Source organism: Limnothrix redekei LRLZ20PSL1, assembly GCF_043235035.1.
In the GTDB taxonomy this organism is placed as follows: Bacteria; Cyanobacteriota; Cyanobacteriia; order CACIAM-69d; family CACIAM-69d; genus CACIAM-69d.
In genome coordinates, this window is the sequence record NZ_JAZAQF010000042.1 from 115869 (window position 1) to 141273 (window position 25405).

Below are 25405 nucleotides of genomic sequence, written 5' to 3' on the forward strand. Positions count from 1 at the left end.
TTCAGTGGGTTTTTAGAGTGCAAATACTATTTCGACAAGCTACAATAGGTGTAGACAGCATCATTCCTATGATATAGAGTGTCAGAGCCAGTTTACCGTTGGAAACGATTTTGGTGTCCTCGTGCCAAGAGTATCAGCTTGGCCGATGGTGGATATCTATACGATCCAGATGAAAAGTATGGTAAAGCACATAACCCTCATCTAGTATCTCTTGACGAAATACTCTATTTCCCATGCTTAATCCTTTTAGGCGAAGCAGGAATTGGTAAATCTGTAGTCTTAGAAACAGAGTACGAAAGAATTTCGAGTGAAATCAGAAGTAAAGGAGATGAAGAAGAGTTTCTCAATCTTCGATCATATGGTAGCGAAGATAGGCTGATCCGCGATCTATTTGAGAGTAATAAATTTCGATTTTGGCAAGCTGGAACTCATAAGCTTCATATTTTTCTCGATAGTTTCGATGAAAGTCCACTCAGCACTAGCCAGTTAGCAGCTATTCTGATTGATAAATTCAAGATTCATAAGAATCATCTTCACCGCTTATATTTGCGCATTGCTTGCCGAACAGGAGCTTGGCCAGCAATTTTAGAAAAAGACTTACAAAATATTTGGTCTCAAAATCCTATAGGCATTTATGAGCTGGCTCCACTTCGCCGAATAGATGTTACTGAAGCAGCCAATAAGAAGAACCTCTCTGCTGATCTTTTTCTAGAAGAGGTTAGCCGCAATGATCTGGTTTCATTAGCGCTAAACCCTCTTACATTAAATTTTCTATTGAACACTTATTCAAAAAACAACGAAAAATTATGTCATCGCGAAAAAGTGCATGAACTTTATCGTGATGGTTGCGAGCAACTTTGCACAGAAATTAATCGAATTGCTTATGGACTAGAGAGTAAGCAGCGGTTAATCATAGCAGCTCGGATTGCAGCTATCACTATTTCTACCAATCGCTCGTCTATATGGACGAGCTTGGATCAAGCGGATATAACATCTGAGGATATTGAATTAGCCCAACTATCTTATGGCTATGAAACAGCTAGTAGCAGAGATATTGAAGTCACCGAAAAAGCTCTTAGAGATGTTTTAAAAACAGGGTTATTTTCAGCTCGCGGGCCGCACCAAATAGGATGGGCGCATAAAGCTTATGCTGAATTTTTAGCAGCTTGGTACTTAGTTCAGCACAATTTACCGCTGGCTCAAATCAAGGAACTCATTTTTATATCTAACGAGTGTGAAAATCGAGTTATACCCCAGCTTCATGGAACCGTAGCATGGCTAGCAAGCATGAGGCTGGACGTTCTTCAAGAAGTCATCAAAAGTGATCCAGGTATAATCCTAAAGAGCGATATTCCCATGGATGAATGTTTACGAAAGGAAATCGTAGATAACCTATTGCTTAAATATGGAAAAGGTGAATTATATTCTTACAGATCAATCGAGATCAATAATTATAAGAAGCTCAAGCATCAGAATATTACTTCCCAACTTCGGTCATGTATTCAAAACGCTAGTCAACAAATTGAAGCAAGGGGGCTGGCAATTTTTATCGCTAAAGCTTGTGATTTGTCTGAGCTTCAAGAAGACTTACTGAACCTTGCCCTAGATTCTTCACAGCCAATTGATTTGAGGGAAGAAGCAGTTGATTGCTTATCCACAATTGCAGATGACAGTACCAAACTAAAGTTAAAGCCCTTAGCTACAGAATTTTTACCGGAAGATCAGCAAGATCAACTCAAAGGCTATGTACTTCATTCACTCTGGCCAAAATTAATATCAAGCGATGAGTTATTTAAGTCTCTTACACCACCCAAAAGCCCAAATGGGCCTGGATCATATTGGCGATTTGTGAACTTTCAGCTAGTTCAAGAAATTCAACCTTGCGATTTAGTCATTGCCCTTAATTGGCTACATCAGCAAGGAATTAGATACCTTGGGCATCCTTTGGAACGAGTGGGGGATAGTCTTCTCAGAAAAGCATGGGAAAATTTGAAATATCCAGGAATAGTAGAGAGCTTCATAAGGATCGCCCTGCTACAGTACCAAGAATACCAAGGTGTTGTCAGGAATCGTGAAATAGAAGATGAGATGGTTTCACAACTTCTGAGTGATGTCAAAAAAAGGCGCTTCTTAATTCAAGAAGCGATCCCAATCATGTCAGAAGTAAAAGCCAAGCTATACTTCCTTCAAACTTTTCTAGGTAAAAATATTTTAATACCTGAAGATATTTATTGGATGTTAGACAACATGAAGCAATCCAATTCCGAGAGGAATCAGTATCTCTGGGCAAAGATGATTGAACGAAGCTTTGATCGTCAAGACGGAAAACAAATAGATGCAATTCTTATCAACTGTCAATCCAACAATGTCTTAAGCAAGATCTTTACTGATTACTTCAAATCAGTTGATTTCAATTCAGATGAAGAAAAAAATCAACGCCGCATATACCAAGAAAACATGGAATGCCAGAAATATCAGTTTAAGCCCCAGCTTTTAGATCCATCACCTCAAGATAGAATTCTTCAATGCCTAGGGCAACTAGAATCGGGAGAAATAGATGCTTGGTGGCAACTCAATTTAGAAATGACACTGCGGCCTGATAGCAAATTTTATAGCAGTGATTTTGGATTAGACTTAACAGTTCTTCCAGGCTGGCAAGATTCTACCGAAAATATCCGTAACCGTATTGTTCAAGGCGCTAAATACTACATTCAGCACCAACAAGATTCAGCCAGTGGATGGATTGGCACTGATAGCTATGACCGTCGATCAATAGCAGGTTGCCGGGCCCTATTGTTGCTACTCAAGCAAGAACCGGATTTTATACAATCTTTGCCATCAGATATATGGAAGCGATGGGCATCTGTCATGATTGCAATGCCTGGCAACGATGTGTATGGCAGCTCGTATCAAGTCTTAGTTGCTCATGCCTACAACCATGCGCCTCAAGAGTGTGTTGATACGCTCTTGATTGTTCTTGAGCGAGAGATTCAAAAATATGATTCCATACTCGTAATCAGACTTTTTGACCAATGTTGGGACTCTAATCTAGAGCTGACGATTTTAGAAAAGCTAAAAGATCCCAAACTGACACCGAAATTGTATGGAAACTTACTTAAGGAACTGATTGAAAGAGGGTCAAATGAAGCCAGAAAAATCGCTAGAGATATACTCTCTTTACCGGTCAGTTTAGATCAAGAGAACCGAGAGAAGACTCTAATAATTTCGACTGTTTTGCTAAGAGACTGCGATCCAATTAGCTGGTCGCTTCTATGGTCACTCTTTCAAAAAGATGAGTTATTTGGTCGCGAGGTCATTGAAACGGCAATCACAAGCTATTTTGACGGGATTCAGTTGAAATTAACCGACACACAATTAGCTGATCTTTATATTTGGCTAACTCATCAATATCCTTATGAAGACAATAAAGAAACAATTATTATGTTTACAAGACCCAAAGACTATATCAATGAATTAAGAAGAGTAATAATAAATAAATTTATCAACCGAGGGACTCAAGAAGCCTGCATCGCAATTCAGAGGCTTATTCAAGAACTACCGAACCTAGGTTGGCTGAAAAGAGTTTTGGTCAATGCTCAAGCTCATATGCGTCGCAAGACATGGCGACCTCTTGAATTAGAGCATATTAGGCAACTCATTTCCAGCACAGAAAAGAGACTGATTCAAGATGGCAATCACTTGCTGGATATATTGCTTGAGTCTCTAGGCCGCCTTGAATCTAAACTGCAAGGAGAAACTCCTGCTGTGCGAGATCTGTGGGATAAAGTGAACAAGACGACTTATAGACCTCTAAATGAAAACGAACTATCCGATTATATCAAGCGCTTTTTAGAAGATGACTTGAAGCATCGAGGAATTATTGTTAATCGCGAAGTTGAAATACGCAGAAATCTCGGAGGTAATTCGGGAGAACGTACAGATATTCATATTGATGCTGTTTTACAAAACAAAGATGGTTCTGAATTGGACTTAGTAACTGTGATCATTGAAGTGAAAGGCTGTTGGCATGGAGAAATCTTTGTCGCCATGGAATCTCAACTAGCTGGGCGTTATCTGGCCGATAATCCTCATGCCTGCGGATTGTATTTAGTAGGATGGTTCAACTGTCAGCAATGGGATTCTAAGGATTCAAGATATCGAAACTCAAAGACAAAGGATCTCGATTTAGATACAGTAAAAATAAAACTTTATGATCAAGCCCAAGGCTTGAGTTCAGAAAATTTGCGAGTTCGTGCATTTGTGTTGAATGCAGCATTAAGATGATTGATTTTCAGAAACACCTAGTGTAAACCGTGAAAACTGCATTACGAAAGCCCGCATAATTGCCTGATGCTCTCCTAAGTTTCCGTAGAATACACCCCTTCTGATTGATATGAAAAAGTCTAATCCTCGGGCGTTGATTCTCAAAACCCGGCGGCGGTCATTTGGCGGACGGTGGTGAGGGCGGAATAGCTCGTGCCCGCTGTGCCTTCGCCCGGGTGGGTCGAGTCGCCCACCAGCCAGAGACCCGGAACCGGCGTGCGATTACCGATCGCGAAGGGGCCGAAGGTGGAAACACGCATTCCCAAACCGCCCACGTAGCCGAACTTGCGACCCGTGAAGTCTTCAAAGGTGCGGGGGGTGGCAGCTTCGCAATGGACGATCGCCCCCGGATCGAGCCGGAAATAACGCCCGAGTTTGTCGATCGCCTCTTCCGTGTAGCGGGTTTTTAGGGCTTCGTACTCCGCCCGATCGCGGCAACGATACCAAGGCTGCGAATCAACAAAGGAGGATGCGGTGATCGTCGCCATGCTGGCCGGGGCACGTCCATCGCCCTCGCGACTAACAGATACAAATAGTGAGTTGTTTTCGCCCACGGGGCCGTCCCAGTCGTAGAGGAATTGCAAGTGAGGCGGGCAGTCGGCGGGCAGGGCGGCGCGATCGACCCCCAAATAAACCACGAATGCGCCCGAGGGTTCCGGCAGTTTTTCGGCGCGTGATCGATAGAAATCCGTGGTCAGGCGATCGAACCAGGGGCGATCGCTCGGCCAGTCCACCATCTCCATTAAGTTCTGAATCGGCACATTGGCCACCACCGCCGCCGCCGGTTCCATCCAGGTCTCATCGGTTTTTAGGTTCCGCACCACCACGCCCGTGGTTTCGCCATTTTCGGTGATGATCCGCTCAACCCGATGGCGCATCTGGAGCTGGCCGCCGTCTCGGGTTAGCGATTCCAACAGGCGATCGCTCAACACCTGCATACTGCCCTCCAGGTGATACAGCCCAAAGGGTTCCTGGGACAGCCCCAACGCCGTCGCCGCATAGAGCAGCGCCGTTTCGTCCGCCCCCACCTGGGAATAGAGCTTCAGTTGCATATCCAAAAAGGTTTTCAAGCGGCGATCGCCCGCCAAGCCCAACCGCTGCAACAGGTCGCCCACCGTTGAAAAGGCATGGGGAGCCGTCAGCAAAGTGCTGGGTTTCACCGCCTTCAGCAGTTGCACCAAGTCCCAAGCATTGCCCGGCGGCAACACCGGATCGCCCGCCTGAAACTCCCAGCTATAGCGAAACAAATCCGCCAGCAACCGCCAAAAGGGTTCGCTACCGGGAAATTGCCGCTGTCGTTCCGCCCGCCAGCGATCGGGGTCGCGCCACACGGAAATCGGCTCCGTTTCCCCCGGCAAAAACACCGCACAGGCAGGATCGCAGGGCGTAGCGACCGGCAACTCGATGCCCAATTCGCCAAAAATCCGGTGATGGATGCCGCCCGGCTCCAGCCCCGCCACCTGGGTCGCCCCCACCTCAAAGATGAAGCCCCGCCGCCGAAAGGTAGATGCACAGCCCCCCGGCACGATCGCTAGGTCAAACACCTTGACCGATCGCCCCCACCGCGCCAGCAGGGCCGCCGTGGTCAGGCCGCCAATTCCCGCCCCAATCACCACGATCGGGCGGTTTGCATCGGTTGCGGTGGTTGGGGTCATAGGACAGCGTGCCGAGAATGAGTCGCAGAATTTGTAAACTTTTGTAAATTATCACTCATCTCCGAGTCGATCGTCAGGGAATGCCATAATCGGGACAACCCAGGGCTAGCTTCAGTCACCATGTTGTGGCTTGGGTGGGGCAGGATTTCCCCAGTGCGCCCCAATTTGCCAACTCTCCAGCAAAATTGCGAACAGCCAGCCTTCCAAAATGGCCTACAGCAAGTTTTCTCTTAAAACCGTCAAGGAAACATTTGGCATCACTTTACTTGAAGATCAATTCCTCTTTGATCTTAGCCAAATTCCATCCGTGACCATTAGCCCTTATTTGGAATTAACCCTGGCCGAAGGGACTTCAATGGCCCTCGCAATTAATACAGAAAAGTCCCGATCGGAATGGATTATTGCACCCATTTTGACGGAAGTTCGTAAGCAAGCTCGCGCCCAAATTAGCCTGTTTTCGGGACGGAGTTTCACGGTCGATCGCAAGCGGGGTCTATATGGTCAGTGTGACTACCTATTGAGCCTAAGTCATGAGCAGCTCTACATTGCAGCACCCGCGATCGCCGTTGTGGAGGCGAAAAAAGAAGACATCGTAGCGGGCTTGGGTCAATGCATTGCCACCATGTACGCTGCTTGGTTGTTTAATGAGCGAGAAAATCGCCCTTTACCTTGGATTTATGGAGCCGTGACAACGGGCACGACTTGGAAGTTTTTGAAGCTGCGCGATCGCACAGTTTATATTGATCGAGATGAATATTACTTTAAGGAAATCCAAACCATCTTAGGAATTTTCCAAGTGATCTTGAAAACCATTAACCATCTAGAGGAGTAAATACCATCATGCTAGCGATTGAACAGCACTACTCCTTGGCTGATTATCGATCGCTTGAGGAAAGATCGGAACAACGCCACGAATATGCCAATGGATTGATTTGGGAAATGCCAGGAGGATCGATTAATCACAGCCGAATTGCGACGGAAATTTGCGGTCTATTAATGAGCCAACTGGATGCAACTCAGTTTGAGGTTTTTAACAGTGATCTACGGCTCTGGATTCCCACCTATCAACGGGGAACCTATCCCGATGTGATGGTGATTGCTGGGCCGCCACAACGGCATGACGATCGCGATGATGAGGTGTTGAGTCCTTGTTTCTTGGTTGAGGTTCTGTCGCCTTCTACGGAACTATTCGATCGCGATGACAAGTTTCGATTTTATCGATCGATTCCTGAGTTTGCGGAATATCTGTTGGTTCGGCAGGATGAACCCTTCATCACTCATTTTTGGAAGTTAGATCACTCCAACTGGCAATTTTGCGACTATTGCGATCGAACCCAAGCGATCGCCCTCAAAACCTTGCCCGCCACCCTGCCGATCGCCCAAATTTATCGCCGTGTCGTGTTTAGCGAATCGAAATAACCAATCCCCACAAACCAATCCATATAATGGTCGAGACCTGCGCTCTAGTTGAATTGCCGTGGCTCGTGTCGTTTTGGATAACGTCTACAAAAGCTATCCGCCCCGCGATCGCGCGCCCGGTGGCAGTCCCACGGCCGTGTTGCGGCGGATTAGCCTGACGATCGAGGACGGTGAATTTTTGGTGTTGGTGGGCCCGTCCGGTTGCGGCAAAAGCACCCTGCTGCGATCGATTGCCGGCCTGGAAGAGGTGACGGGCGGCGAGATTTGGGTGGGCGATCGGCGCGTCGATCCATTGCCCCCCAAGGCGCGGGACGTGGCCATGGTGTTCCAAAGCTATGCGCTCTATCCACACCTGAATGTCTATGACAACATCGCCTTTGGGTTGCGGCGGCTGAATCCCCTGCCAGCGGAGGGATGGCGCAAATGGGAACCCTTGGCGGTGGGGCTGACGCGGCGATTTCCCAAGCCATGGCGCTACGAATCGGAGCAGGAGTGCGCGATCGCCCAGCAGGTGCGCCACGTGGCGGAAATGTTGCAAATTGACCATCTGCTCGATCGCCTGCCCAAGGAATTGTCCGGCGGCCAAAAGCAGCGGGTGGCCCTGGGCCGGGCGATCGCTCGAAACCCGCAGGTATTTTTGATGGATGAGCCGCTGAGTAATTTGGATGCCAAGTTGCGCACGGAGACTCGATCGCAGATTGTGCAACTCCAACGCAAGCTGAAAACCACCACGGTTTATGTTACCCATGACCAGGTGGAAGCAATGACCATGGGCGATCGAATTGCGGTGCTCAATGGTGGGCAAATCCAGCAAATTGCGCCGCCCTTGGAACTCTATCACCAGCCCGCCAACCGGTTTGTGGCGGAGTTTATCGGCTCGCCCATCATGAATTTTCTGCCCGTGTGGGTAAAACGGCCGGCCCTGCTGACCAATGGCGAATTTCGGATGACGCTGCCGGAAATTTGGGACAAAACCCTAGAACCCTACGACGGCCGAGCGCTATGGCTGGGGGTACGTCCAGAGCACTTGAGCGATGGTTTGCCTGCGCCCAAAAATTTACCGGTGCGCGTGTTGCAAGTGGAGGCGCTGGGGTCGGAAACCTATGCGCTGGTGGAGCCGATCGACCGGGGATTAGTGCGCACTTTGGAAGAGGCCCCGGCCAAACCGTTGCAAGTGCGCCTGCCGCCCGATCGCCCGATCGCTCTGGGTGATGAATTGTGGCTGTCGATTCCCAGCGAGCAACTCTACCTATTCGACCCCAGCACCGGCACGGCTCTCTATCCCTAGGTTTTGTATCCTGAAGTTAGATGTTGGTTCGATCGCACCCGATTGCTACCCATGGTTGCCCTACCCGATCACCCGCTACTAACGGCTGAGGAATACCTCGCCTGGGAAGCCACCCAAACGGAACGCCACGAGTTTTGGGACGGCGAACCGATCGCCATCAGCGGTAGCCCCCGATCGCACAATCGCATCGCCGGTAACATTTTCGCGGCGCTCTCCGCAGCCCTCGCCGATCGCCCCTGTGAGGTCTATATTTCCGATATCAAAGTGCAGGCAGCTCCAGGGCGCAAATATTTCTATCCCGATCTGGTGGTGACCTGCGACGATCGCGACCAAGATGAACGTTTCGTGCAGTTTCCATCCCTGATTGTCGAGGTTTTGTCCCCCTCCACGGAGTCCTTCGATCGCGGGGCGAAGTTTGCCGCCTACCGCCGTTTAGACACCCTGCAAACCTACATTCTGGTGCAGGTTGATCGCCCGGACATTGAGGTGTTTCAACGGAACGATCGGGGCCAATGGGTATTGTCGGACTATGGCTTAGACGATGCGATCGACCTAGGAGCGATCAAACTGACCCTATCTGTGAAAACGATTTATCGGCAGATTGTTTTTGCAGATCCTGACCCTAGCTCGGAAGCTGACTGAGATTTAGGGTCAATTGACAGGGGGCGAAAGAACGTCGATGGAGCGGCGTGGGGCCAAGGGTTTGCAAGGCCGCCCGATGGGCCGCCGTGCCATAGCCCTTGTTGGCAGCTAGGTCATAACCTGGGTATTGCGCCGCGAAGTCAATGATCTGTTGATCGCGGTGAACTTTCGCCAAAATGCTGGCGGCAGCGATCGCGATCGATTGCCGATCGCCCTGAATGAGCGTTTCTTGGGGGCAAAACAAGTGGGGAATGGGTCGATTGCCGTCCACCAAGCAGCGATCGGGTCGCGGGTGCAATTGCTCCAGGGCCCGCCGCATGGCCAGGAACGTGGCTTGCAAAATGTTGAGTTGATCAATTTCGGCCACGGAAGATTCCGCGATCGCCCAGGCCACCGCCCGATCGCGAATGGGTTCCACCAGAGCTTGACGCTGGCGAGCCGACAGTTGCTTGCTATCCCGCACGCCCAAAGCCCGCAAGTCGCTCTCTGCCTCGGCCGTTAAAATCACCGCCGCGGCCACCACGGGCCCAAAAAGTGCGCCGCGGCCCACCTCATCCACCCCCGCAGTCCAAGGGGACTGAGCAGGCGCAGGAGCCATGGAGTCGGCCAGGGGGCGATCGGGCAGCAATTCCGTCACGATCGCCCCATCCCTAGACCGCACCGCTTTACTCCCCATGGGGCTAGGCGCGAGTGCTCGATCGACGACGACGGCGGCGCGGCCGGCCGTTGGCATCCCCACCGGGCGTGACGGACACAATTTCCGGCAAGCCACTGGGCGGCTCCTCTGCCCCATTCCCATGGGAGACAGTCAGAGGCAGAGATTCCGTGGGAACCAGTTCCGCTGCGATCGGGGCTGGGTCATTCCCTTCGGCCGGCTCGATCAAGTCCACCACCGGTTGCGGAGCCGGAACGGGCGGAGCCGTTTGACCTGGCAACAGCACTGAAACGATCGCACTTTCCGGGTTTTCCGGCTGTCGATCGCTCAACAGTAGCGGCGATACCCCCATCCAGGCATAAACTTCCTGCTCTTCCGAAGTCATGGTCACGGCCACCACTTCCCGGGGTTCCGCAGTCCGAGCACTGCGCCCTCGGCTCCGTTCGGGTCGGCCATTGCGGCCTTGGGCTTGGGCGGCGGGGGCTGGGCTGGGTTGGGCAGCGGCGGTCACCGTGGGCGGCTCCAAAGGTGCTTCATCCACCTCGGGTTCTGCCGCCACCGGCAGACTGGCCGCCCCGCGCCGACTCACTGGCTCATCGTTCCCTCCGCGACGGCGACGGCGACGGCGGCTGTTGCTGCCATTCAGGGACTCTTGATAGTTGGGATGGTTGCTCAGATCCAAATCTTGCAAGTTAGGCAAGGGATCTTCCAGGGTAGGGAGGCTGACGATCGCAGCGGCCGGGGGGAGTTCGCGCGATCGGGAAACCGAGCGACGACTGCCAACACTCGATCGACTCTTTTGCAGCATCGGAATACTGCGGCGATCGCCACTCTCCACATTGGGCAACAGGCTCACCGGCTCCGCATCTTCTGCCTCATCGGGCAGGTGGGCCAAAATGCCCAGGCCGCCACAGGTAGGGCAAGCACGGCCAAACAACTCGTAGATGTTTTGGCCCTGGCGTTTCCGGGTGAGTTCCACCAAACCCAACTCCGAAAGCTGGGCAATTTGGGGCCGGGCCTTGTCGGACTTCAGCGCTTTGCTGAAATGTTCCAACACTTGCAGGCGATCGCGGTGGGATTCCATATCAATGAAGTCCACCACAATTACCCCCGCCAAATTTCGCAGGCGTAACTGACGGGCAATTTCCGTGGCCGCCTCGCAGTTCGTCCAAAGCACCGTTTCGCGGGCCGTGGCCGATCGGGTGAAGGAACCGGAGTTCACATCAATCACCGTCAGGGCTTCGGTCGGTTCAATGATGATGTAGCCACCGGAAGGCAAGTCCACACGCGGCTTCAGGGCCTCACGAATCGCCGCATTCACCCGGAAATATTCCAGAATTGACGATCGCTCCCGGTGATGGTCGATCGACACGCCCGGTAAGGTTTTGCTGCCCGCCCAGAGGGTCACCTGCTGCTTAATCCGCTTCATGCCCGAGTGGGAATCCACCACCACTCGGTTCACTTCTTGGGTATAGGCCTCCCGCAACACCCGTTGAATAAAATCATCATCCCGTTCCAGCAGGGCCGGCGCACGGGTCGAAGCCGCCTCCTGTTGAATCGACTCCCAACGGCGTTGCAGGGCTTCAAGATCTTCCATGATCGCCTCTTCGGCCACGCCCTCGGCCTCCGTGCGCACCAACAGCCCCATCCCCGCTGGCTTGATCAAAATGGCCAAGGCCCGCAGTCGGTGGCGCTCGTTCTCGCGCTCAATCCGTCGGGACAGGTTCACCCCCGACCCAAAGGGCATCAGCACCAAATAGCGACCGGGCAAACTGACTTTGCCGGTTAACCGAGGGCCCTTGTTGCCCGTCGGTTCTTTCATCACCTGCACCAAGACTTTTTGCTGCGGCGCGAGGAGTTCAGTAATCGAACCAGCGGTTTTGCGCAACCGCAGCGGGCCCAAGTCGGAAACGTGGATGAACCCGTTGCGTTCGGAATCCCCAATGTTGACGAAGGCCGCGTCAATGCCGGGCAGCACGTTCTCCACCACCCCGAGGTAAATGTCGCCCACCTGGTGACTGCCGGTGGCCACGATCAGTTCTTGAACGCGATCTTCGCTAAAAACGGCAGCAATGCGGTGCTGTTCGGCGATGATAATTTGTTTGGGCATGCAGATTCCTCTGGGAATTCACGGGCGATCGCCACATGCGGTCTACTGCACCGCCGAGAGGATGCAGGGGGCGACCGTCGCCGGGGATAAGACAGTAATTAATCGAAGGCTCGCTGACCAACCGCTTCATGCAGGTTCGATCGAGAAAAGCAAACAGGGGGTGCGGCTGCATCCATCAAGGAGCAGCACAGCATCGATTGATTTCTCGGTTCAATCGAGCAGCTAGAAATACCGGAGACATTCACCTCGACCGGGGAATTGCCCAGAAGCAGAAGTCAAGACTGAGGCAAACTGCGAAGGGCCAAACCAACGAACAAACTCGCGATCAATCAAGAAGACCCCGGTATGGGGCTTTGATCGAGACTTGACCCAAAAGGGTTGCGACTGAATGGCGATCGACAACTTGATCCAGACACAATTCGATCAAAGCACGTTGGATTTGTTGGCCTGTTAAAAATCCCCTATCCAGCACAGCTTGAGCAACTCTCACTCAGTCTGGAACCGGTGACTTGTTAACAGGGATTGGCCAAAGCAGATGTTACGAGCTTAACCTTGCATCTTGCGGGTTTCCTACATCATCGAGAGCAAATTTGGCTCCGAGGTGTGGTTGCCCGCAAAGAGTTAGATTCGTGGGCGGCATTCAATCGCCGAGGCAATTCCTGAGGATTGGCGGTGGCTCGGGATATTTTCGCTGCTGCACAGGCGCTCGATCGAGGACGGGCACTAAGCGCGTTCTGGGTAAATGCCTGGCTCGATTGATTTTGAAGGCGATCGGCTGCTGAGGCTTTGTCTTTGGTGGTGTCGCGCACCGGGACAATTGCCTAGCAGTCATCTCCAGTGTAGCAGGTGGCTAGCACAGAACTGGGGGGTTCACTGGAATCATGCGACTCTTCTCGCAAATTGTTACGAATTGCAATGATTTGCGAGGCTTGTTCACGGTTCACGCCGTAATCGTGAATCGAAAACCCAGGAACGAAGCTCTCGATGGACGATCGCGCCTACCTAACCGTGCCTACCTAACCACACCTCAGTTACCAAATCAATTAATTGCCAATCATTGCCAAATCAATTGCCAAATCGGGAGATGCAACCGATCGCACTGCGGCCGCCAGCAGCAGTTGCAACCGGTGCGATCGCACCAAACTGATGGCTTGGCCCGTGGCTTGCTCCAGCAACCACACCAAATGCTCGGGCCGCAGTTGTTGCCCATCATTGCGGCAGAGGCCCCGGAATCGCAGGGTAGCGGATTCGCCCGTGGGTGGCTCGGTGGGGTCAATCAGTTGCACCTGATCCAGCCAATCGCGCAGGTTCACTTGGGTGGTTTTGCCGGATTTGGTGGTTTTTTCCCAGAACCATTCGGGGCGATCGAGCACAACAGCCAAGGCAGCGGCCCAATCGATCGCCTCGCCATCGGTGGCAGTAACGGTGATTTCGTATTCCGCGCGATCGAGCAGTTGGTTCGCCGCCGGATCCTTCAGGGGCACTTCCTCGATCGCCAGCAGGGGCAAATCCACCGGCAATTGGGCCGCTAAAGCGGACTGGATCTGCGCCAGGGGCCAGAGATCCGTGAGTTCTAGATCAAGAATTTCTCCCTCACTGGTCACGCCCAAGGAAAGCGCATGGGCCGGCACAATCCGGGGCGAGGGATGGAAACCGCCTGTATAGGACACCGGAATCGCTGCCCGGCGCACGGCTCGATCGAGCAGGCGCATCAAATCCAAATGACTGAGCAGGGCCATTTCGCCCCGCTTGGCAAACCGCAGCCGCACCCGCTGGGCCCGGGTTTGATTGGGCTTGAAGTGGCCCTGGAACTGCGGAATCACAGGCGGCGGCACTACCACGTTATTGCCAAAGTCATAGCCACAAACCCCGCAATGGGAACAGCCCTCAAAGGAGCAGTCGGGAACCGTGGCCGCCTCCAAGGCCCGTTGCAGATCCTCTTTCAGCCATTTTTTGTCCACGCCGCTGTCCAAGTGATCCCAAGGCAAGGGGCGATCGAGCAGGGCGGCCGGATCGATCGCCTCCGGTGCGGCCGATTCTCCTTCTTCAAAGGCGTTCCACTCACCCGCTTCCACTTGGCGATATTTCCAATGCAGGCCGGCTTCCTCGATCGCCTGTTGCCAAGCCCCAAAGGCGCGATCGAGGCTTTCCCACCAGGAATCCATCCCCGCACCCAACTCCCAAGCTCGACGCACCACCGGCCCCAACCGGCGATCGCCCCGGCCCACAAAATCCTCCATGGCCGAGATCCGCACATCGGTGAAATTCGCCTTTAGGCCGCGAATCGTCCGAAATTCCTGGCGTAAAAGATCCTGTTTGCGCAAAAACTCCGCCGTTGAAACCGTATGCCACTGGAACGGCGTGTGGGGCTTGGGCGTGAAGTTCGAGATCGTCAGGGTGAATTGAATCCGCTTGCGACCCCGCGCGCCGCACTCCCGCTGGAGCCAACGGACGGTTTCCGCAATCCCCAACACATCCGCATCGGTTTCCCCGGGCAACCCAATCATGAAATAGAGCTTGATTTTGTCCCAACCCTGTTCCCAGGCGGTTTTCACACCCCGCAGCAGTTCCTCATTGGTCAAGCCCTTATTAATGATGTCCCGCAGGCGTTGGGTTCCCGCTTCCGGGGCAAAGGTCAAGCTGCTTTGGCGCGTGCCCCCGAGGATATTGGCGATGTTTTGATCGAAGCGATCGACCCGTTGGCTGGGCAACGACAGGGTAATGTTTTCGCCCTGGAGCCGGTTTTTAATCTCCAGTCCCACGGCCGGTAGAGCCAAATAATCGGAGCAACTGAGGGACAGCAGCGAAAACTCGTTAAACCCCGTGGCCCGCATCCCGTCGGCCACCGCGTCGATCACTTCTTCGGGGTCTACGTCGCGGGCCGGGCGGGTCAACATGCCCGGTTGGCAAAACCGACAGCCCCTTGTGCAGCCTCGCCGAATCTCTACGGTTAGGCGATCGTGCACCGTTTCCACATAGGGAACCAGCCCGATCGAGTAGTGGGGCATGGGGGTAGCCACCCGCCGCAGCACCCGGGCCGGCACATCGGGCCGGGCAGGATGCACCGACCCATCGGCCGCCATCTCGTAAAATTGGGGCACATAGACCCCCGGCACTTGGGCCAAGTCCAGCAAAATTTCTTGGCGACTGAGGCCCGCGTCTTTGCCCTCTTGGATCACGAGGCCAATTTCTGGCAACAGCTCTTCACCATCGCCCAGGGCCACAAAATCAAAAAAGTCCGCGTAGGGTTCCGGGTTGGAGGTGGCCGTTTGCCCGCCCGCGAAGATCAAGGGACAGTCGGCGATCGGGCGATCGGCTCGATCGGCCCAAGTCAGGGGCAACCCGGCCAAAGCCAGCATTTCCAAAATATTGGTCGCGCCTAGCTCGTAGCTGAGGCTGAAGCCCAGGATGTCATAGTCCGTGAGGGGGCGGCGACTTTCAACGGCAAACAGGGTCGTTTGGCTGGCTCGCAGCTTGTCGGCCAAGTCCTGGGCGGGTAAATAGGCGCGATCGCACAGTTGGCGCGGCTGGGCGTTGATGATGTTGTAGAGGATCACATGGCCCAGGTTCGACGCGCCCACCTCATAGATTTCCGGGTAGGTCAGCACCCAACGCACCGTGGCCGACTCCCAGGGTTTGTGGACAGATCCCAGTTCGTTCCCCAGGTAGCGGGCCGGACGATTAATCTCAGTCGTGATCAGTTGGTCTACAGCAACGGTCACAGGCATTCTCCAGTGGACTCAGTTCGATCGTACCGAGCAAACTTCCGAATTCGGCAAAATCCAGCCAAACTCAATCCGGACAAAACAGTGGCACAGCGATCAATTCCAAGGAAGTCGCTTGTTGAATAGGCTAATTTCAATCGTCAGTGGGCATCCGTGCGATGGTGATAAAGATCACGCAGACAAAAGCGGCGCGATCGCATCAGCTCCCGCACCAACAACCGACAATACCAATAGCCAACTGTTCGTAATTAACAGGAGCTGACCGTGAAAGCAACCCATGCAATCCGGCGGTTGGTGGAAAAGGCCCTCTATCTCCGCCAACTGACTCCCGATATCGAGAACGAGATCAATTATGAGTTAACCCGCCAGGGTTATGTTTCAGATGCGGATTATGAAGCGCTGGAACTTCTCATGAGCGAGATGGATGAAGGTCGCATCCAACTGGTTCCAAGCGTTTAGTCAAAAGCTTGATGCCTAAATCTTAAGCTCCTCTTAAGCTTCATGGCAACTACCTGATCAAAACTTTTTGATCGAACCCCTGATCAAAACCCTGATCAGAACCGATCCGCCGGATTGATTTGATCAAGTTCATTGAGACTTCTATTGAGACCCAGTAGTCTAAGCCCAGTTGATGCCGATCGAATTGACCTTCGATTCAGCTGACTTAGGATGCTCGATCGCAAGTCCCCCATCGGCAGTCCCTGATCGAAAGCTTTGGTCAAAGTCTTTGCTCTCACACGCCCTTGATCGTAGCTCTTGATCAAAACTGTTGCGGCACGACTCATCACCCTTGGGCCCGATCGCCCCTTGTCCAACACCTCAGCGAGGGTTAATCAACGGACTTCCGGGGGCCCACTGATCCGCATCGGTGGGAGCTTGCGGGCGAACAGTAGTCGCACGAATTTTTGGAAAACCATGCGGCCCGCCGCCGGTTCAATGTTGGGCAAGCAATGGGGCTTCAGGGCCAGCAAGCTCAGCAGTTCCAGATCGAATGCCGCCCGAAACAGGGCACTCGGCAACACCAAGTCCACAGCATATTCTTCCGAATAGATCGTTTGGGGACGATCGCTAGCTTCTCGGGCTAGTTGATCGGCATACTCCGCCAGCACGATCGGTCGCACCCAGGTGGTTTGACGTTCCAAATTTTGGTCGATCGCCTCCGCCAACAATTGCCACCGATCGTGCTCCAAACAGAGCACCGGCCTTGCAGTCAGGGGCGGGGTTGGTGAGTTCCCGGAATCATCCACCGTCGGCCCAGGTTCCGATTCAATCTCGATCGCGGGGTTAATCAACGGCGCAGCGGGCAAAGCGGGCAATGGCAAACCATCCATCGGAGCCAGACAGAATCAATCAGAAAGGACAATTTTGCAATCTCAGCGATCTAAACCGTAGCAAAATTCCAAATCTCTGGTATATTGTTATCCGGTCAGCGGTCAAAGCGCCTGACAACGACTCAAACCCCTTAGGGGCGGTTAGCTCAGCGGTAGAGCTCCTGCCTTACAAGCAGGCTGTCATAGGTTCAAATCCTATACCGCCCATTTTTTAAAACGGTCACTCAGACCACTCTTCCTAATTAACCCGCTAGCGCCAGCTTGCTAGCACCAACTCGTGATCGTCGAGACGGCTAGCGCCAGTCAGTCATATTCCTAATTGGATTTTGCTAATTGGGTTTTGGCTTTGGATTTTGGCTTTAGAGTCTCATGCTCAAGCTTTGTGCCGGTGCTTGCTTGCAGTCACATGGTTGAGCCGTCCATCGTTGGGGCATTTCGCTGATGGGCGGCTGGGCGGGAATTTTGATTGCGTCATATCCCATTCGGCTAAGCCAAGTGACTGCTGAGCCAGATTAAGTTTTTGCCAGTTGCTGCCAAACTCAGTTTTTGCCAGATTCACAAACTACTCTGAGCGCTGCTCTGAGCAATCCTCTGGCAGGTTAGAAATGATTGATTGAGCGATCATTGAGCGATCATTGAGCGATCGCTGTGCCGATGGTTCGGCTGTTCGATTGCTGAGCATGTGGCTAGATTTGAGCCTGTGCCTGGTGATGGATTCAGGGGCCACGATCGAGCAAGCCACCTAAGCCACTGAGCGACCGTTGGCCAAATCGCGAATTAGGGAAACTTTGGCTTGCAGGTAGCCATCCAGCTCGGCCCGATCGCAGCGATCGATGCCGGGGCAACCGGTCATGAGGCGATCGGCCAAGAAGTTCACCAGACTGTCATCATCCAAAGCTAAGAGGGTGCTGGTTTGGATCGATTCAACCACCGACCACAGTTGCCGCATCAGTAGAGGTTTCATGAGAGACCCTCCTTAAGGTTTTCTTTATGTTGATAAGATAACCGGCGCAGTCACCAACAGCAGGGAATGATACAAGACGATAGCTGTTGCGCGAGGTCATGCAACAAATCGATTCACAGCGTTACACTTGGCTCGATCCTGCCCTGATTTCCCTGACATCCCAATTTTGGCTCAGATCCTGACTGGTTCTGGAATTGCGGTCAATTCATCAGTAGTCAATTCTTAAAATTCCCGCTCAAAACGCAACAATTGCCGTTAATAATCAAAAATTAATAATGAATAATTTTGGCGACCATAATTTTGCTCGTCTATTCATTGAAACATAATGGTCGCCGCTCGCAAATCCCACGGACTTCAGGGCTGTCGCCGGAGTTTGACCATGAAAAAGCCATCCATTTGCCAATGGTGAGGCCACAGTTCCAGCCAACCGGCGGCGGTCACAAAGGGAGCCAAGGGAGAGTCAGGGGTGGGCGGTTCGATCGCCCAATGAGGATGGCGTTGCAAAAAGTCGCGGATAATTGCCCCATTTTCCGGCTCATGCACGGTGCAGGTGGCATAAACGGCTACGCCACCGGGCCGCACCCAAGCATCGGCGCGATCGAGTAAATCTCGCTGAATTTGCACCAACTGGGCCACGGTTTCCGGAGTCTGTCGCCAACGGGCATCGGCCCGACGATGCAACGTCCCCAACCCAGAACAGGGCACATCAAGCAAGAGGCGATCGCACTGGGTGGGCACTTCCTCTAAACCGCTGATCGGGCCCGATTTCGATCGAGACCGATCACGCTTGCGGGCAGCGGTGACCAGGGGTGCTTTGCCTCCGGTGCTGTCCGCTTCCACCATCCGAATCGATCGCAGTCCCAACCGCCGCACCGTGTCTTGCACCTTCCGCAGGCGAGATCCAGCACGATCGATCGCCCAAATTTGACCCTGATCTTGCATCAGAGCCGCAATGTGGGCTGCTTTTCCACCCGGCGCAGCACAGGCATCGATCACCGTTTCGCCCGGTTGCGGATCCAACAACAGAGCCACTAACTGGGCGCTGGCATCCTGCACCGTCCACCAACCGGCTCCATACCCCGGAAGGGTGGCGATCCAGGCCCGGCCATTGTCCGGCGCATTGGTTGATCGGGAATCTGGCTCGGTGGCGATGGTTTCTGTCAAAAAGTCATCCCCATGGCCCCGTTGGGCAGCTAGCCGCAGAGCGTTGGGCAGGTGGTCGATCGGGGTGACGGCCACACCGGCCGCCGTTAGGGCCGCCATCACCGTTTCTTGATCGGTCACCAAGGTATTCACCCGCAAGTCGATCGTCGGGGGCTGGTCAAACCATTGGCACAACTGTTCCGTTTCCGCTTCCCCCAGGCGATCGAGCCAGGTTTGCACAATCCAGTTTGGGTAACTATAGGTTTGCGCCAACCGCTCCACCGGCTCAAGACCCGCCACCGAGGTCAGCGGGTTCGGGTTTTTGGCTTTTTGGCGCAAATATCCCCGCAGCAAGCCATTGACAAACCCACTTAGCCCCTTTAAACCGCAGAATTTGGCCAATTCCACGGTGGTGTCCACGGCGGCCGAATCTGGAATTCGATCGAGATAAATAAGCTGATATAACCCCAACCGCAACAAATTGCGGAGGGTCGGCGGCTGCTCTTGGGCGGAACGGGTCGCCAGGCGATCGATCCAACCGTCCAAGGCCCGCAACTGTCGGGTGCAGCCATAGACCAACTCTGTCACCAACCGGCGATCGCGCCCGTCCAAATCCCCATACTGACGCATGACCCGATCGAGCGCCGCATCCGCATAGGCCCCCGCTTCAATCATCCCCAAGGCCGTGAAGGCCGCATGGCGAGCCACCAGGGCGCGATTTTTAGGAAGCGTTGCACCTTGCATAGCCATAACAAACACCCAACAGCGGGAGCAAAGATAGAGAACAGGGGAACTGTCCAGAATACAGGCGAACCGGGCAAACCCGATCCGCCTGGAAAAGTTGATAGTCATTAAGGAGCGATCGAGGGCGACCCGTGGCGGTCAGTCATTAGTCATTGCCATGGTTTCCGGCCCACCAGTCCCACAGGGATTCGCGGGGCAACTAGGGGCAATAGGGGCAATAACCGTTGATTAACCAGGGGCAATAACCGTTGATTAACCCATTTGCGGGTGATCGGGAGTCATCTCCAAAGACGGCGCGATCACGTCCAGCGACTCGGGAGTCTTGCCAGCCAAATTCCCCGCCTCATGGGGACTCAGACAGGCCTGATCCTGGGGCTGCTGACAGGCCACCATCGTTTTCACATGCTCCATTTCGTCGTCGCGGATGGCCACAAACACATCGTAGAGGTTGTCAATGACTGGGCGGCGACTTTCGGGCACTTGGGCCGTTTGGAACTCATCAAACAGATACAAATCTCCATCGCGGTAGTAGCGCTGAGCAATTTCCGGCGCAGGTTCCGCTTTCAACATGGCTTCCGCTTGATGCAAAAACTTGTTGTAGGACGCATAGGCGTGTTTTTCCACCAGTTCCATGAAATGGTAGGCAGATTGGGGAGACACCAAATACACCCCCACAATGATCCAGTAGTAAACCAGGGCCGCAGACTTGGCGATCAGGCGATCGCTCCAAACCTGATTTCCTCCCAAGGCTTCCATGATCAGCAAGTGGTGCAATTCATTCCAAGATTCCGCAAAATGCACCTTCAGCCAGTCCGCCTTGCGCCACCAACCCAGGGTTTCGTAGAGGTGCAACACGGACATGTAAGCAAAGTAGGGAACGCGGGCCACGGTTTCCAACACGTAAAACCGAGGATAGGGGCGATCTTTATACAAAACATTGATCACCCAAACAAGAATGCCAACTAGCAAACGAATCATGGTGCTGCTCCAGGAAGGTTGCAGGCAAAGGTGCTATGGCACGGAAGAGCTGGGAAGCTGTGGTTGAAGATTTTGACCGAATAACCTTGCTCAGGAACCAGTGCTGTTTTTGAGTGCTGGTTTTGGGTTTCGATCGCTCACCCTGGTCACGCCGTGCCAGCCTTTGACCTAAGCTGGTTTGATCCTAACGACCGCTGTAGGAAATAGCTGAGCGGTGAAGGGATGAAAGGGCTGAGTTAGGCAAATTTAGGCAATCTCGCCACTGCCAAAGAGTTGTCAAGTCACCCGATCGAGCATTGCTAAAGAAATTCCGAAAAACCCTAACAAATTACAAAACTGATACAAATAAATTCAGTAAGATTTCGGAATCTATCAGAACTTATCGGATTACTAGCTTCCGCAACGTGGTTTATAAGTTTGTAAGGGCCAGGTAAGCTGTTAAGGGTTTCATTACCTTTGGCTGGACAATTTGGATTATTTCCTAAATTTCATGGCATTTTGCTATGCAGTTCTGCATGGATCGTCTTGATCGGGCGATCGAGCGATCAAAGCCATCGAATTTGTCGAATTGATCGAGTTGGTCAGCCTTTAAAACAGCATTTGAACGGTGGGCAGCAACATTGTGACGGGAATAACTGGAAGCGGAAATTTCAAGCGATTGGTTTTAGTGGTGCTGACCGTGTTGGCCTTGTCGGTTTCTGGGTTGTCCTTGGTGGGCAGCTTTACCCAAACCCAGATCCAAAGTCGTCTGGAGCTATATCAAACCAATCTGATGTTGCGGGCCACGGGAGAACTGGACTTACCGCCCGATCGCCCGGCCGAAACCGACGACCCGATCGTCATCCTGCGGCAGCAACTGTTGGGCGATCGCACCTTTGCCGATGCTCGTCAGCAATATCAGGCCTTTCGCGAGAAAGCTGCCTTGAGTGCGGAAAAATTCATCCGCGAATTAACCACCCCGGCGAACAATCGATCGGCGAATTCTGAGGCCAGCGACTCAGCCACAGCGGGGCCAGACTCTGACTTCGATCGGCTAGCCAAACAATTGCGAGAGCTGGCCGCCGTAGACCTACGATTGGGCCTGCTCCAGGCTCGGTTGGGAGATTCCACCGCCGCATTGACCACTTGGCGGCAGCTTGCCCGCCTTTCAGCTTCCGTGCCCGACTCGATCGATCCCCAAAGTTTCCTCAGCGACTTTGACACAATTCGGGAAGATTTGGCTCTGTTGTGGGGAAATCGCAACCAAATCACCAACCAGGTCACCAACCAGGTCACCAACCAAAGTGCCCCAGCACTGCCGCCTGCCATCGCCCAAGGCATTGAAGACAACATCCAACAATTTTTGGGGGGTTGGTTCCGAAATGCCAGCTTGGCCAGACTGTACCGTCTGCAACAGCGGCCGGCTGAACTCAGCCTCTTGGCCGCCGAAACCAACCTGCAAGCCGAGTCTTTGCTGTTGAAACTGGCCGCCGTTAACCTCATCCCCGGCCTGGCCCTTCTCTGCGGCATCATTAGCCTGATCGTCTTGCTGGTGCAACGCTTCCTGAAGGGATCTAACTCACTCCTGTCCCTCGCCTCCGTTCAATGGACAGTTCCTTGGACAGGTGAAACCATCTGGGAAGTGTTCATCCTTGGCTTTTTCGCGATCGGACAGATTGTTGTTCCCCTCATCCGCTCGATCGGGCTGCAACTGCTTGGCATTCAGCCCAGCACCCTCACGGGCGGAACCCAAGCCGGCATCATCCTCTTCAGTTATGGACTCATGGCCGCCGGGAGCGTTTTAACCCTGCGCTACGCCGTCAAATCCTATCTACCTCTTCCGGAAGGCTGGTTTCAGTTCAAATGGCAAAATGGCCGCTGGCTGGCCTGGGGCATCGGTGGTTACTGTGTGGCGCTCCCGATTGTCATTCTTGTTTCCTTGGCAAATCAGCAAATTTGGCAAGGACAAGGGGGCAGCAATCCCATCCTCTCGATCGTCCTTGAAAACCGCGACCCCGTCGCCATCACCTGCTTTTTTCTAACCGCCTCGATCGCGGCTCCCCTGTTTGAAGAAACCCTCTTTCGCGGCTTCCTGCTTCCTTCCCTCACTCGCTATCTACCCCCATGGGGAGCCATTGGCCTCAGCAGCTTGATCTTTGCCCTCGCCCACCTCAGTCTCTCGGAAGTCCTGCCGCTCACAACCTTGGGCATCGTTCTTGGTGTGGTCTATGCCCGATCGCGCAATCTTCTGTCCTCAATCCTGCTGCATGGTTTATGGAACAGCGGCACCCTCGCCAGCCTGATCCTGCTCTCCAGTCGTTAACCGCTGCCCTCGGCCAATCTAGCCTCCAGCCCTAGTCTTCAGGCTCCCCAGCATTCATTAAAAATTCATTCAATCGGACGGCCCCTGAGGAGTCCGGTGCTAGCTTGTGGCCAAACCCTTATGTCATCAAGATTTACAAGATCTGACGACGACTCAGGGTGCTTGGTTTCAACGTCGTGGAGTCTATCACCATGCAAAATCCCGAGTGGTCTTCACTGGGCGATCGCGACTACAGCGTCAACTCAGGAGACTGGATTGGCAAAGGCTGGTCTATGTTTCAGAAAGACGCTGGCCCCTTAGTGGGCTTCTTTGTCGTCGTCCTTCTAATTAACATCGTCTTAGGTGTTATTCCAGGTATCGGCTCGATCGCCAGTTCTGTCATTGGCCCCATCTTAAACGCAGGCTTTTTAATCTACAGCTTCAAGATTTTACGAGAGCAAACTCGTAGCTTCGGAGACTTTTTTGAAGGCTTTAGCCAATTCGGAGACCTCTTCCTTTTTGCCCTCGTTTCCGGTCTCATTTCTTCACTACCCATGCTGCCCGGTGCAATCCTGTTGGGCATCGGCACCGCCATGAGCGAAGGTAGCGAACCCCCCTCACCCCTGCTCATCGTTGGAGGAATTCTCCTGCTCATTGGCATCATTCCCGCCATCTACTTGGGCATCTGCTACTCCATGGGAATGCCTCTCATTATCGATCGGCGAGTGCAGTTCTGGCCCGCCATGGAAATGAGCCGGAAGGTCGTTAACAAACATTGGTGGGGAATTTTCGGCTTCTCCTTTCTCCTCGGTCTGCTGAATTTTGCAGGCATCATTCTCTGCTTCGTCGGCATCCTGGTAACCGCACCCGTTTCCATGTGCGCGATCGCCTACGCCTATTCTCAGATCTTTGGTCTAGCACCCAAGGTTGCCATGAGCGATTCAGGCAGCAACAGCTAGCATCGTCCGACAAACTGAACTTTCTGAATAATTAGGGGGTGACCACTTGTCACCTCCATTTAAATACCTCAGCTTAATTTCAAGTTGATTTCAAGTAATCGCGTAGTATGGATCTCTAATTCATCTCTAATGATTTATCTCTACAATTTCACTATCAATTCATTACTAAGAGCATTTAAGATAAACTCAATCAAATTTTAGTTGGCAGAATTAATGCTTAGCGCTCAGCCGTCTTTTACTCAAGAAATACAACTATATTGCTACCCCAATTCCAGTCAGGGAAAACTTGTAAAGCGCTACAAGCGGTTTTTTGCTGATATTGAACTAGATTCAGGCGAAACCATTACCGCCCACTGCCCTAACACGGGCCCCATGAGTGGTGTCTGCGAAGTTGGATCACGAGTTCTTCTTTCCCACAATCCCAGCCCTAAGCGCAAGTTAGCTTACACCTGGGAAGCGATCGAGGTTCTTGGGCATCAGCAAAAACCAATCTGGGTAGGGGTCAACACCAACCTGCCCAATCGAGTAGTGAAAGAGCTGTTAACCCAACGACTTCTGACCGATTTAGAACCTTACGAAACAGTTCGATCGGAGGTGAAATACGGTACTAATAGCCGCGTTGACTTCCTTCTAGAAGGCACTTCATCCGGAAAACCTATCTACATCGAGGTGAAAAATACAACCTGGAGCGATGGGCCCTTAGCTAAGTTTCCCGACACAGTGACCGATCGTGGGCAAAAGCACCTGCGCGAGATGATGGCCGTGATGCCCCAAGCCCAAGCCGTCATGCTGTACTTTATCAATCGATCGGACTGCGATTCTTTCGCCCCCGGGGACGATCGAGACCCCACTTACGGACAACTACTACGCCAGGCGATCGGACAAGGACTGATCGTATTGCCTTGTCGCTTTTCTGTTTCACCCGCTGGTCTTAGCTTTATAGGTCTGGCTGCCCAACAGTTTAACTAGTTCAATTGAAATGATTGCTGTAAAGTTCCTAGGCTGGCCTAGACAGTCACTGTTGACTAAGCCAGCCTAGGTTGACAAGACTTGGTGGTTCTAAATTCCAGAATCAAAGGGGAAGGGGTTCTAGATCGCAACCTAGAACCCCTCACTCCCTCTCTTCAATTATTAACCTGGCATCGAGCTATTTTCGCAGGGGGCTACCCCCCAACTATCGTCGCCGTA

17 protein-coding genes and 1 tRNA gene are annotated in these 25405 nt (G+C 52.9%); 10 read left to right on the forward strand and 8 right to left on the reverse strand.

All coding sequences use genetic code 11. The annotated features are described in order from the left end of the window. Positions 1-138: 138 nt before the first annotated feature. Complete coding sequence (locus tag VPK24_RS07310; RefSeq protein WP_393011750.1) at positions 139-4284, forward strand: NACHT domain-containing protein; 4146 nt, start codon at positions 139-141, stop codon at positions 4282-4284. Between the two features lie 140 nt (positions 4285-4424). Here the strand turns inward: VPK24_RS07310 and crtD are convergent, their stop codons facing one another. Then, the gene (gene crtD, locus VPK24_RS07315) at positions 4425-5978 is read right to left on the reverse strand and encodes a C-3',4' desaturase CrtD (protein WP_393011752.1); all 1554 of its coding nucleotides are present in this window, start codon (positions 5976-5978) and stop codon (positions 4425-4427) included. A 307-nt stretch (positions 5979-6285) separates the two neighbouring features. Between crtD and VPK24_RS07320 the strand changes: the two genes are divergently transcribed. Genes VPK24_RS07320 through VPK24_RS07335 form a run of 4 tightly spaced genes read left to right on the forward strand, consistent with a single transcriptional unit; the run spans position 6286 to position 9327 of the window. Next, positions 6286-6810, forward strand: a complete 525-nt coding sequence (locus tag VPK24_RS07320; protein WP_393011754.1) for a hypothetical protein — start codon at positions 6286-6288, stop codon at positions 6808-6810. An 8-nt stretch (positions 6811-6818) separates the two neighbouring features. After that, entirely contained in the window at positions 6819-7397 is a 579-nt protein-coding gene (locus tag VPK24_RS07325) for a Uma2 family endonuclease (protein WP_393011756.1), read from the forward strand. A 58-nt stretch (positions 7398-7455) separates the two neighbouring features. After that, positions 7456-8685, forward strand: a complete 1230-nt coding sequence (locus tag VPK24_RS07330) for an ABC transporter ATP-binding protein (RefSeq protein ID WP_393011758.1) — start codon at positions 7456-7458, stop codon at positions 8683-8685. 51 nt (positions 8686-8736) lie between these two features. Next, positions 8737-9327: a Uma2 family endonuclease gene (locus VPK24_RS07335; RefSeq protein ID WP_393011760.1), complete on the forward strand. Its 591-nt coding sequence runs from the start codon at positions 8737-8739 to the stop codon at positions 9325-9327. Here VPK24_RS07335 and VPK24_RS07340 read toward each other — a convergent pair. The 3 genes from VPK24_RS07340 to VPK24_RS07350 all read right to left on the reverse strand — a co-directional run bounded on the left by VPK24_RS07340 (position 9308) and on the right by VPK24_RS07350 (position 15814). Then, positions 9308-10060: a ribonuclease HII gene (locus VPK24_RS07340; protein ID WP_393011784.1), complete on the reverse strand. Its 753-nt coding sequence runs from the start codon at positions 10058-10060 to the stop codon at positions 9308-9310. The genes VPK24_RS07335 and VPK24_RS07340 overlap by 20 nt on opposite strands. Next, positions 10008-12092 carry an Rne/Rng family ribonuclease gene (locus VPK24_RS07345; protein WP_393011762.1) on the reverse strand — a complete coding sequence of 695 codons (2085 nt, stop codon included), beginning with the start codon at positions 12090-12092 and terminating at the stop codon, positions 10008-10010. The genes VPK24_RS07340 and VPK24_RS07345 overlap by 53 nt, the downstream gene beginning before the upstream one ends. A gap of 1043 nt (positions 12093-13135) precedes the next feature. Next, entirely contained in the window at positions 13136-15814 is a 2679-nt protein-coding gene (locus tag VPK24_RS07350) for a TIGR03960 family B12-binding radical SAM protein (RefSeq protein ID WP_393011764.1), read from the reverse strand. Positions 15815-16081: 267 nt separating this feature from the next. On the opposite strand from VPK24_RS07350, the gene VPK24_RS07355 reads away from it, so the two are divergent. Beyond that, positions 16082-16276: a hypothetical protein gene (locus VPK24_RS07355; protein WP_099534869.1), complete on the forward strand. Its 195-nt coding sequence runs from the start codon at positions 16082-16084 to the stop codon at positions 16274-16276. 374 nt (positions 16277-16650) lie between these two features. Here the strand turns inward: VPK24_RS07355 and VPK24_RS07360 are convergent, their stop codons facing one another. Beyond that, positions 16651-17148, reverse strand: a complete 498-nt coding sequence (locus VPK24_RS07360; RefSeq protein WP_393011766.1) for a hypothetical protein — start codon at positions 17146-17148, stop codon at positions 16651-16653. A gap of 135 nt (positions 17149-17283) precedes the next feature. Here VPK24_RS07360 and VPK24_RS07365 point away from each other — a divergent pair. Continuing rightward, positions 17284-17355 (forward strand) — tRNA-Val (locus VPK24_RS07365). 535 nt (positions 17356-17890) lie between these two features. Here VPK24_RS07365 and VPK24_RS07370 read toward each other — a convergent pair. The 3 genes from VPK24_RS07370 to VPK24_RS07380 all read right to left on the reverse strand — a co-directional run bounded on the left by VPK24_RS07370 (position 17891) and on the right by VPK24_RS07380 (position 20977). Next, the gene (locus VPK24_RS07370) at positions 17891-18112 is read right to left on the reverse strand and encodes a hypothetical protein (protein ID WP_393011768.1); all 222 of its coding nucleotides are present in this window, start codon (positions 18110-18112) and stop codon (positions 17891-17893) included. Positions 18113-18466: 354 nt separating this feature from the next. After that, positions 18467-20005: a 16S rRNA (cytosine(967)-C(5))-methyltransferase RsmB gene (gene rsmB / locus VPK24_RS07375; protein ID WP_393011770.1), complete on the reverse strand. Its 1539-nt coding sequence runs from the start codon at positions 20003-20005 to the stop codon at positions 18467-18469. 246 nt (positions 20006-20251) lie between these two features. Further along, complete coding sequence (locus VPK24_RS07380; protein WP_393011772.1) at positions 20252-20977, reverse strand: alternative oxidase; 726 nt, start codon at positions 20975-20977, stop codon at positions 20252-20254. Positions 20978-21584: 607 nt separating this feature from the next. Here VPK24_RS07380 and VPK24_RS07385 point away from each other — a divergent pair. The 3 genes from VPK24_RS07385 (at position 21585) to sfsA (ending at position 25186) form a co-directional block, all read left to right on the forward strand. Further along, positions 21585-23279: a CPBP family intramembrane glutamic endopeptidase gene (locus tag VPK24_RS07385; protein ID WP_393011775.1), complete on the forward strand. Its 1695-nt coding sequence runs from the start codon at positions 21585-21587 to the stop codon at positions 23277-23279. A 191-nt stretch (positions 23280-23470) separates the two neighbouring features. After that, a complete protein-coding gene (locus tag VPK24_RS07390) occupies positions 23471-24217 on the forward strand; it encodes a hypothetical protein (RefSeq protein ID WP_393011777.1) in 747 nt (248 codons plus the stop codon). 213 nt (positions 24218-24430) lie between these two features. Further along, entirely contained in the window at positions 24431-25186 is a 756-nt protein-coding gene (sfsA, locus tag VPK24_RS07395; protein WP_393011778.1) for a DNA/RNA nuclease SfsA, read from the forward strand. Positions 25187-25405 lie beyond the last annotated feature (219 nt).

What these genes read in the sequence shown, in the direction of transcription:
- crtD (WP_393011752.1), bottom strand. Translation starts at nt 5,978, where the DNA reads ATGACCCCAACCACCGCAACCGATGCAAACCGCCCGATCGTGGTGATT.
- VPK24_RS07325 (WP_393011756.1), top strand. Translation starts at nt 6,819, where the DNA reads ATGCTAGCGATTGAACAGCACTACTCCTTGGCTGATTATCGATCGCTT.
- VPK24_RS07335 (WP_393011760.1), top strand. Translation starts at nt 8,737, where the DNA reads ATGGTTGCCCTACCCGATCACCCGCTACTAACGGCTGAGGAATACCTC.
- VPK24_RS07340 (WP_393011784.1), bottom strand. Translation starts at nt 10,060, where the DNA reads ATGCCAACGGCCGGCCGCGCCGCCGTCGTCGTCGATCGAGCACTCGCG.
- VPK24_RS07345 (WP_393011762.1), bottom strand. Translation starts at nt 12,092, where the DNA reads ATGCCCAAACAAATTATCATCGCCGAACAGCACCGCATTGCTGCCGTT.
- VPK24_RS07360 (WP_393011766.1), bottom strand. Translation starts at nt 17,148, where the DNA reads ATGGATGGTTTGCCATTGCCCGCTTTGCCCGCTGCGCCGTTGATTAAC.
- VPK24_RS07370 (WP_393011768.1), bottom strand. Translation starts at nt 18,112, where the DNA reads ATGAAACCTCTACTGATGCGGCAACTGTGGTCGGTGGTTGAATCGATC.
- rsmB (WP_393011770.1), bottom strand. Translation starts at nt 20,005, where the DNA reads ATGGCTATGCAAGGTGCAACGCTTCCTAAAAATCGCGCCCTGGTGGCT.
- VPK24_RS07380 (WP_393011772.1), bottom strand. Translation starts at nt 20,977, where the DNA reads ATGATTCGTTTGCTAGTTGGCATTCTTGTTTGGGTGATCAATGTTTTG.
- VPK24_RS07390 (WP_393011777.1), top strand. Translation starts at nt 23,471, where the DNA reads ATGCAAAATCCCGAGTGGTCTTCACTGGGCGATCGCGACTACAGCGTC.
- sfsA (WP_393011778.1), top strand. Translation starts at nt 24,431, where the DNA reads ATGCTTAGCGCTCAGCCGTCTTTTACTCAAGAAATACAACTATATTGC.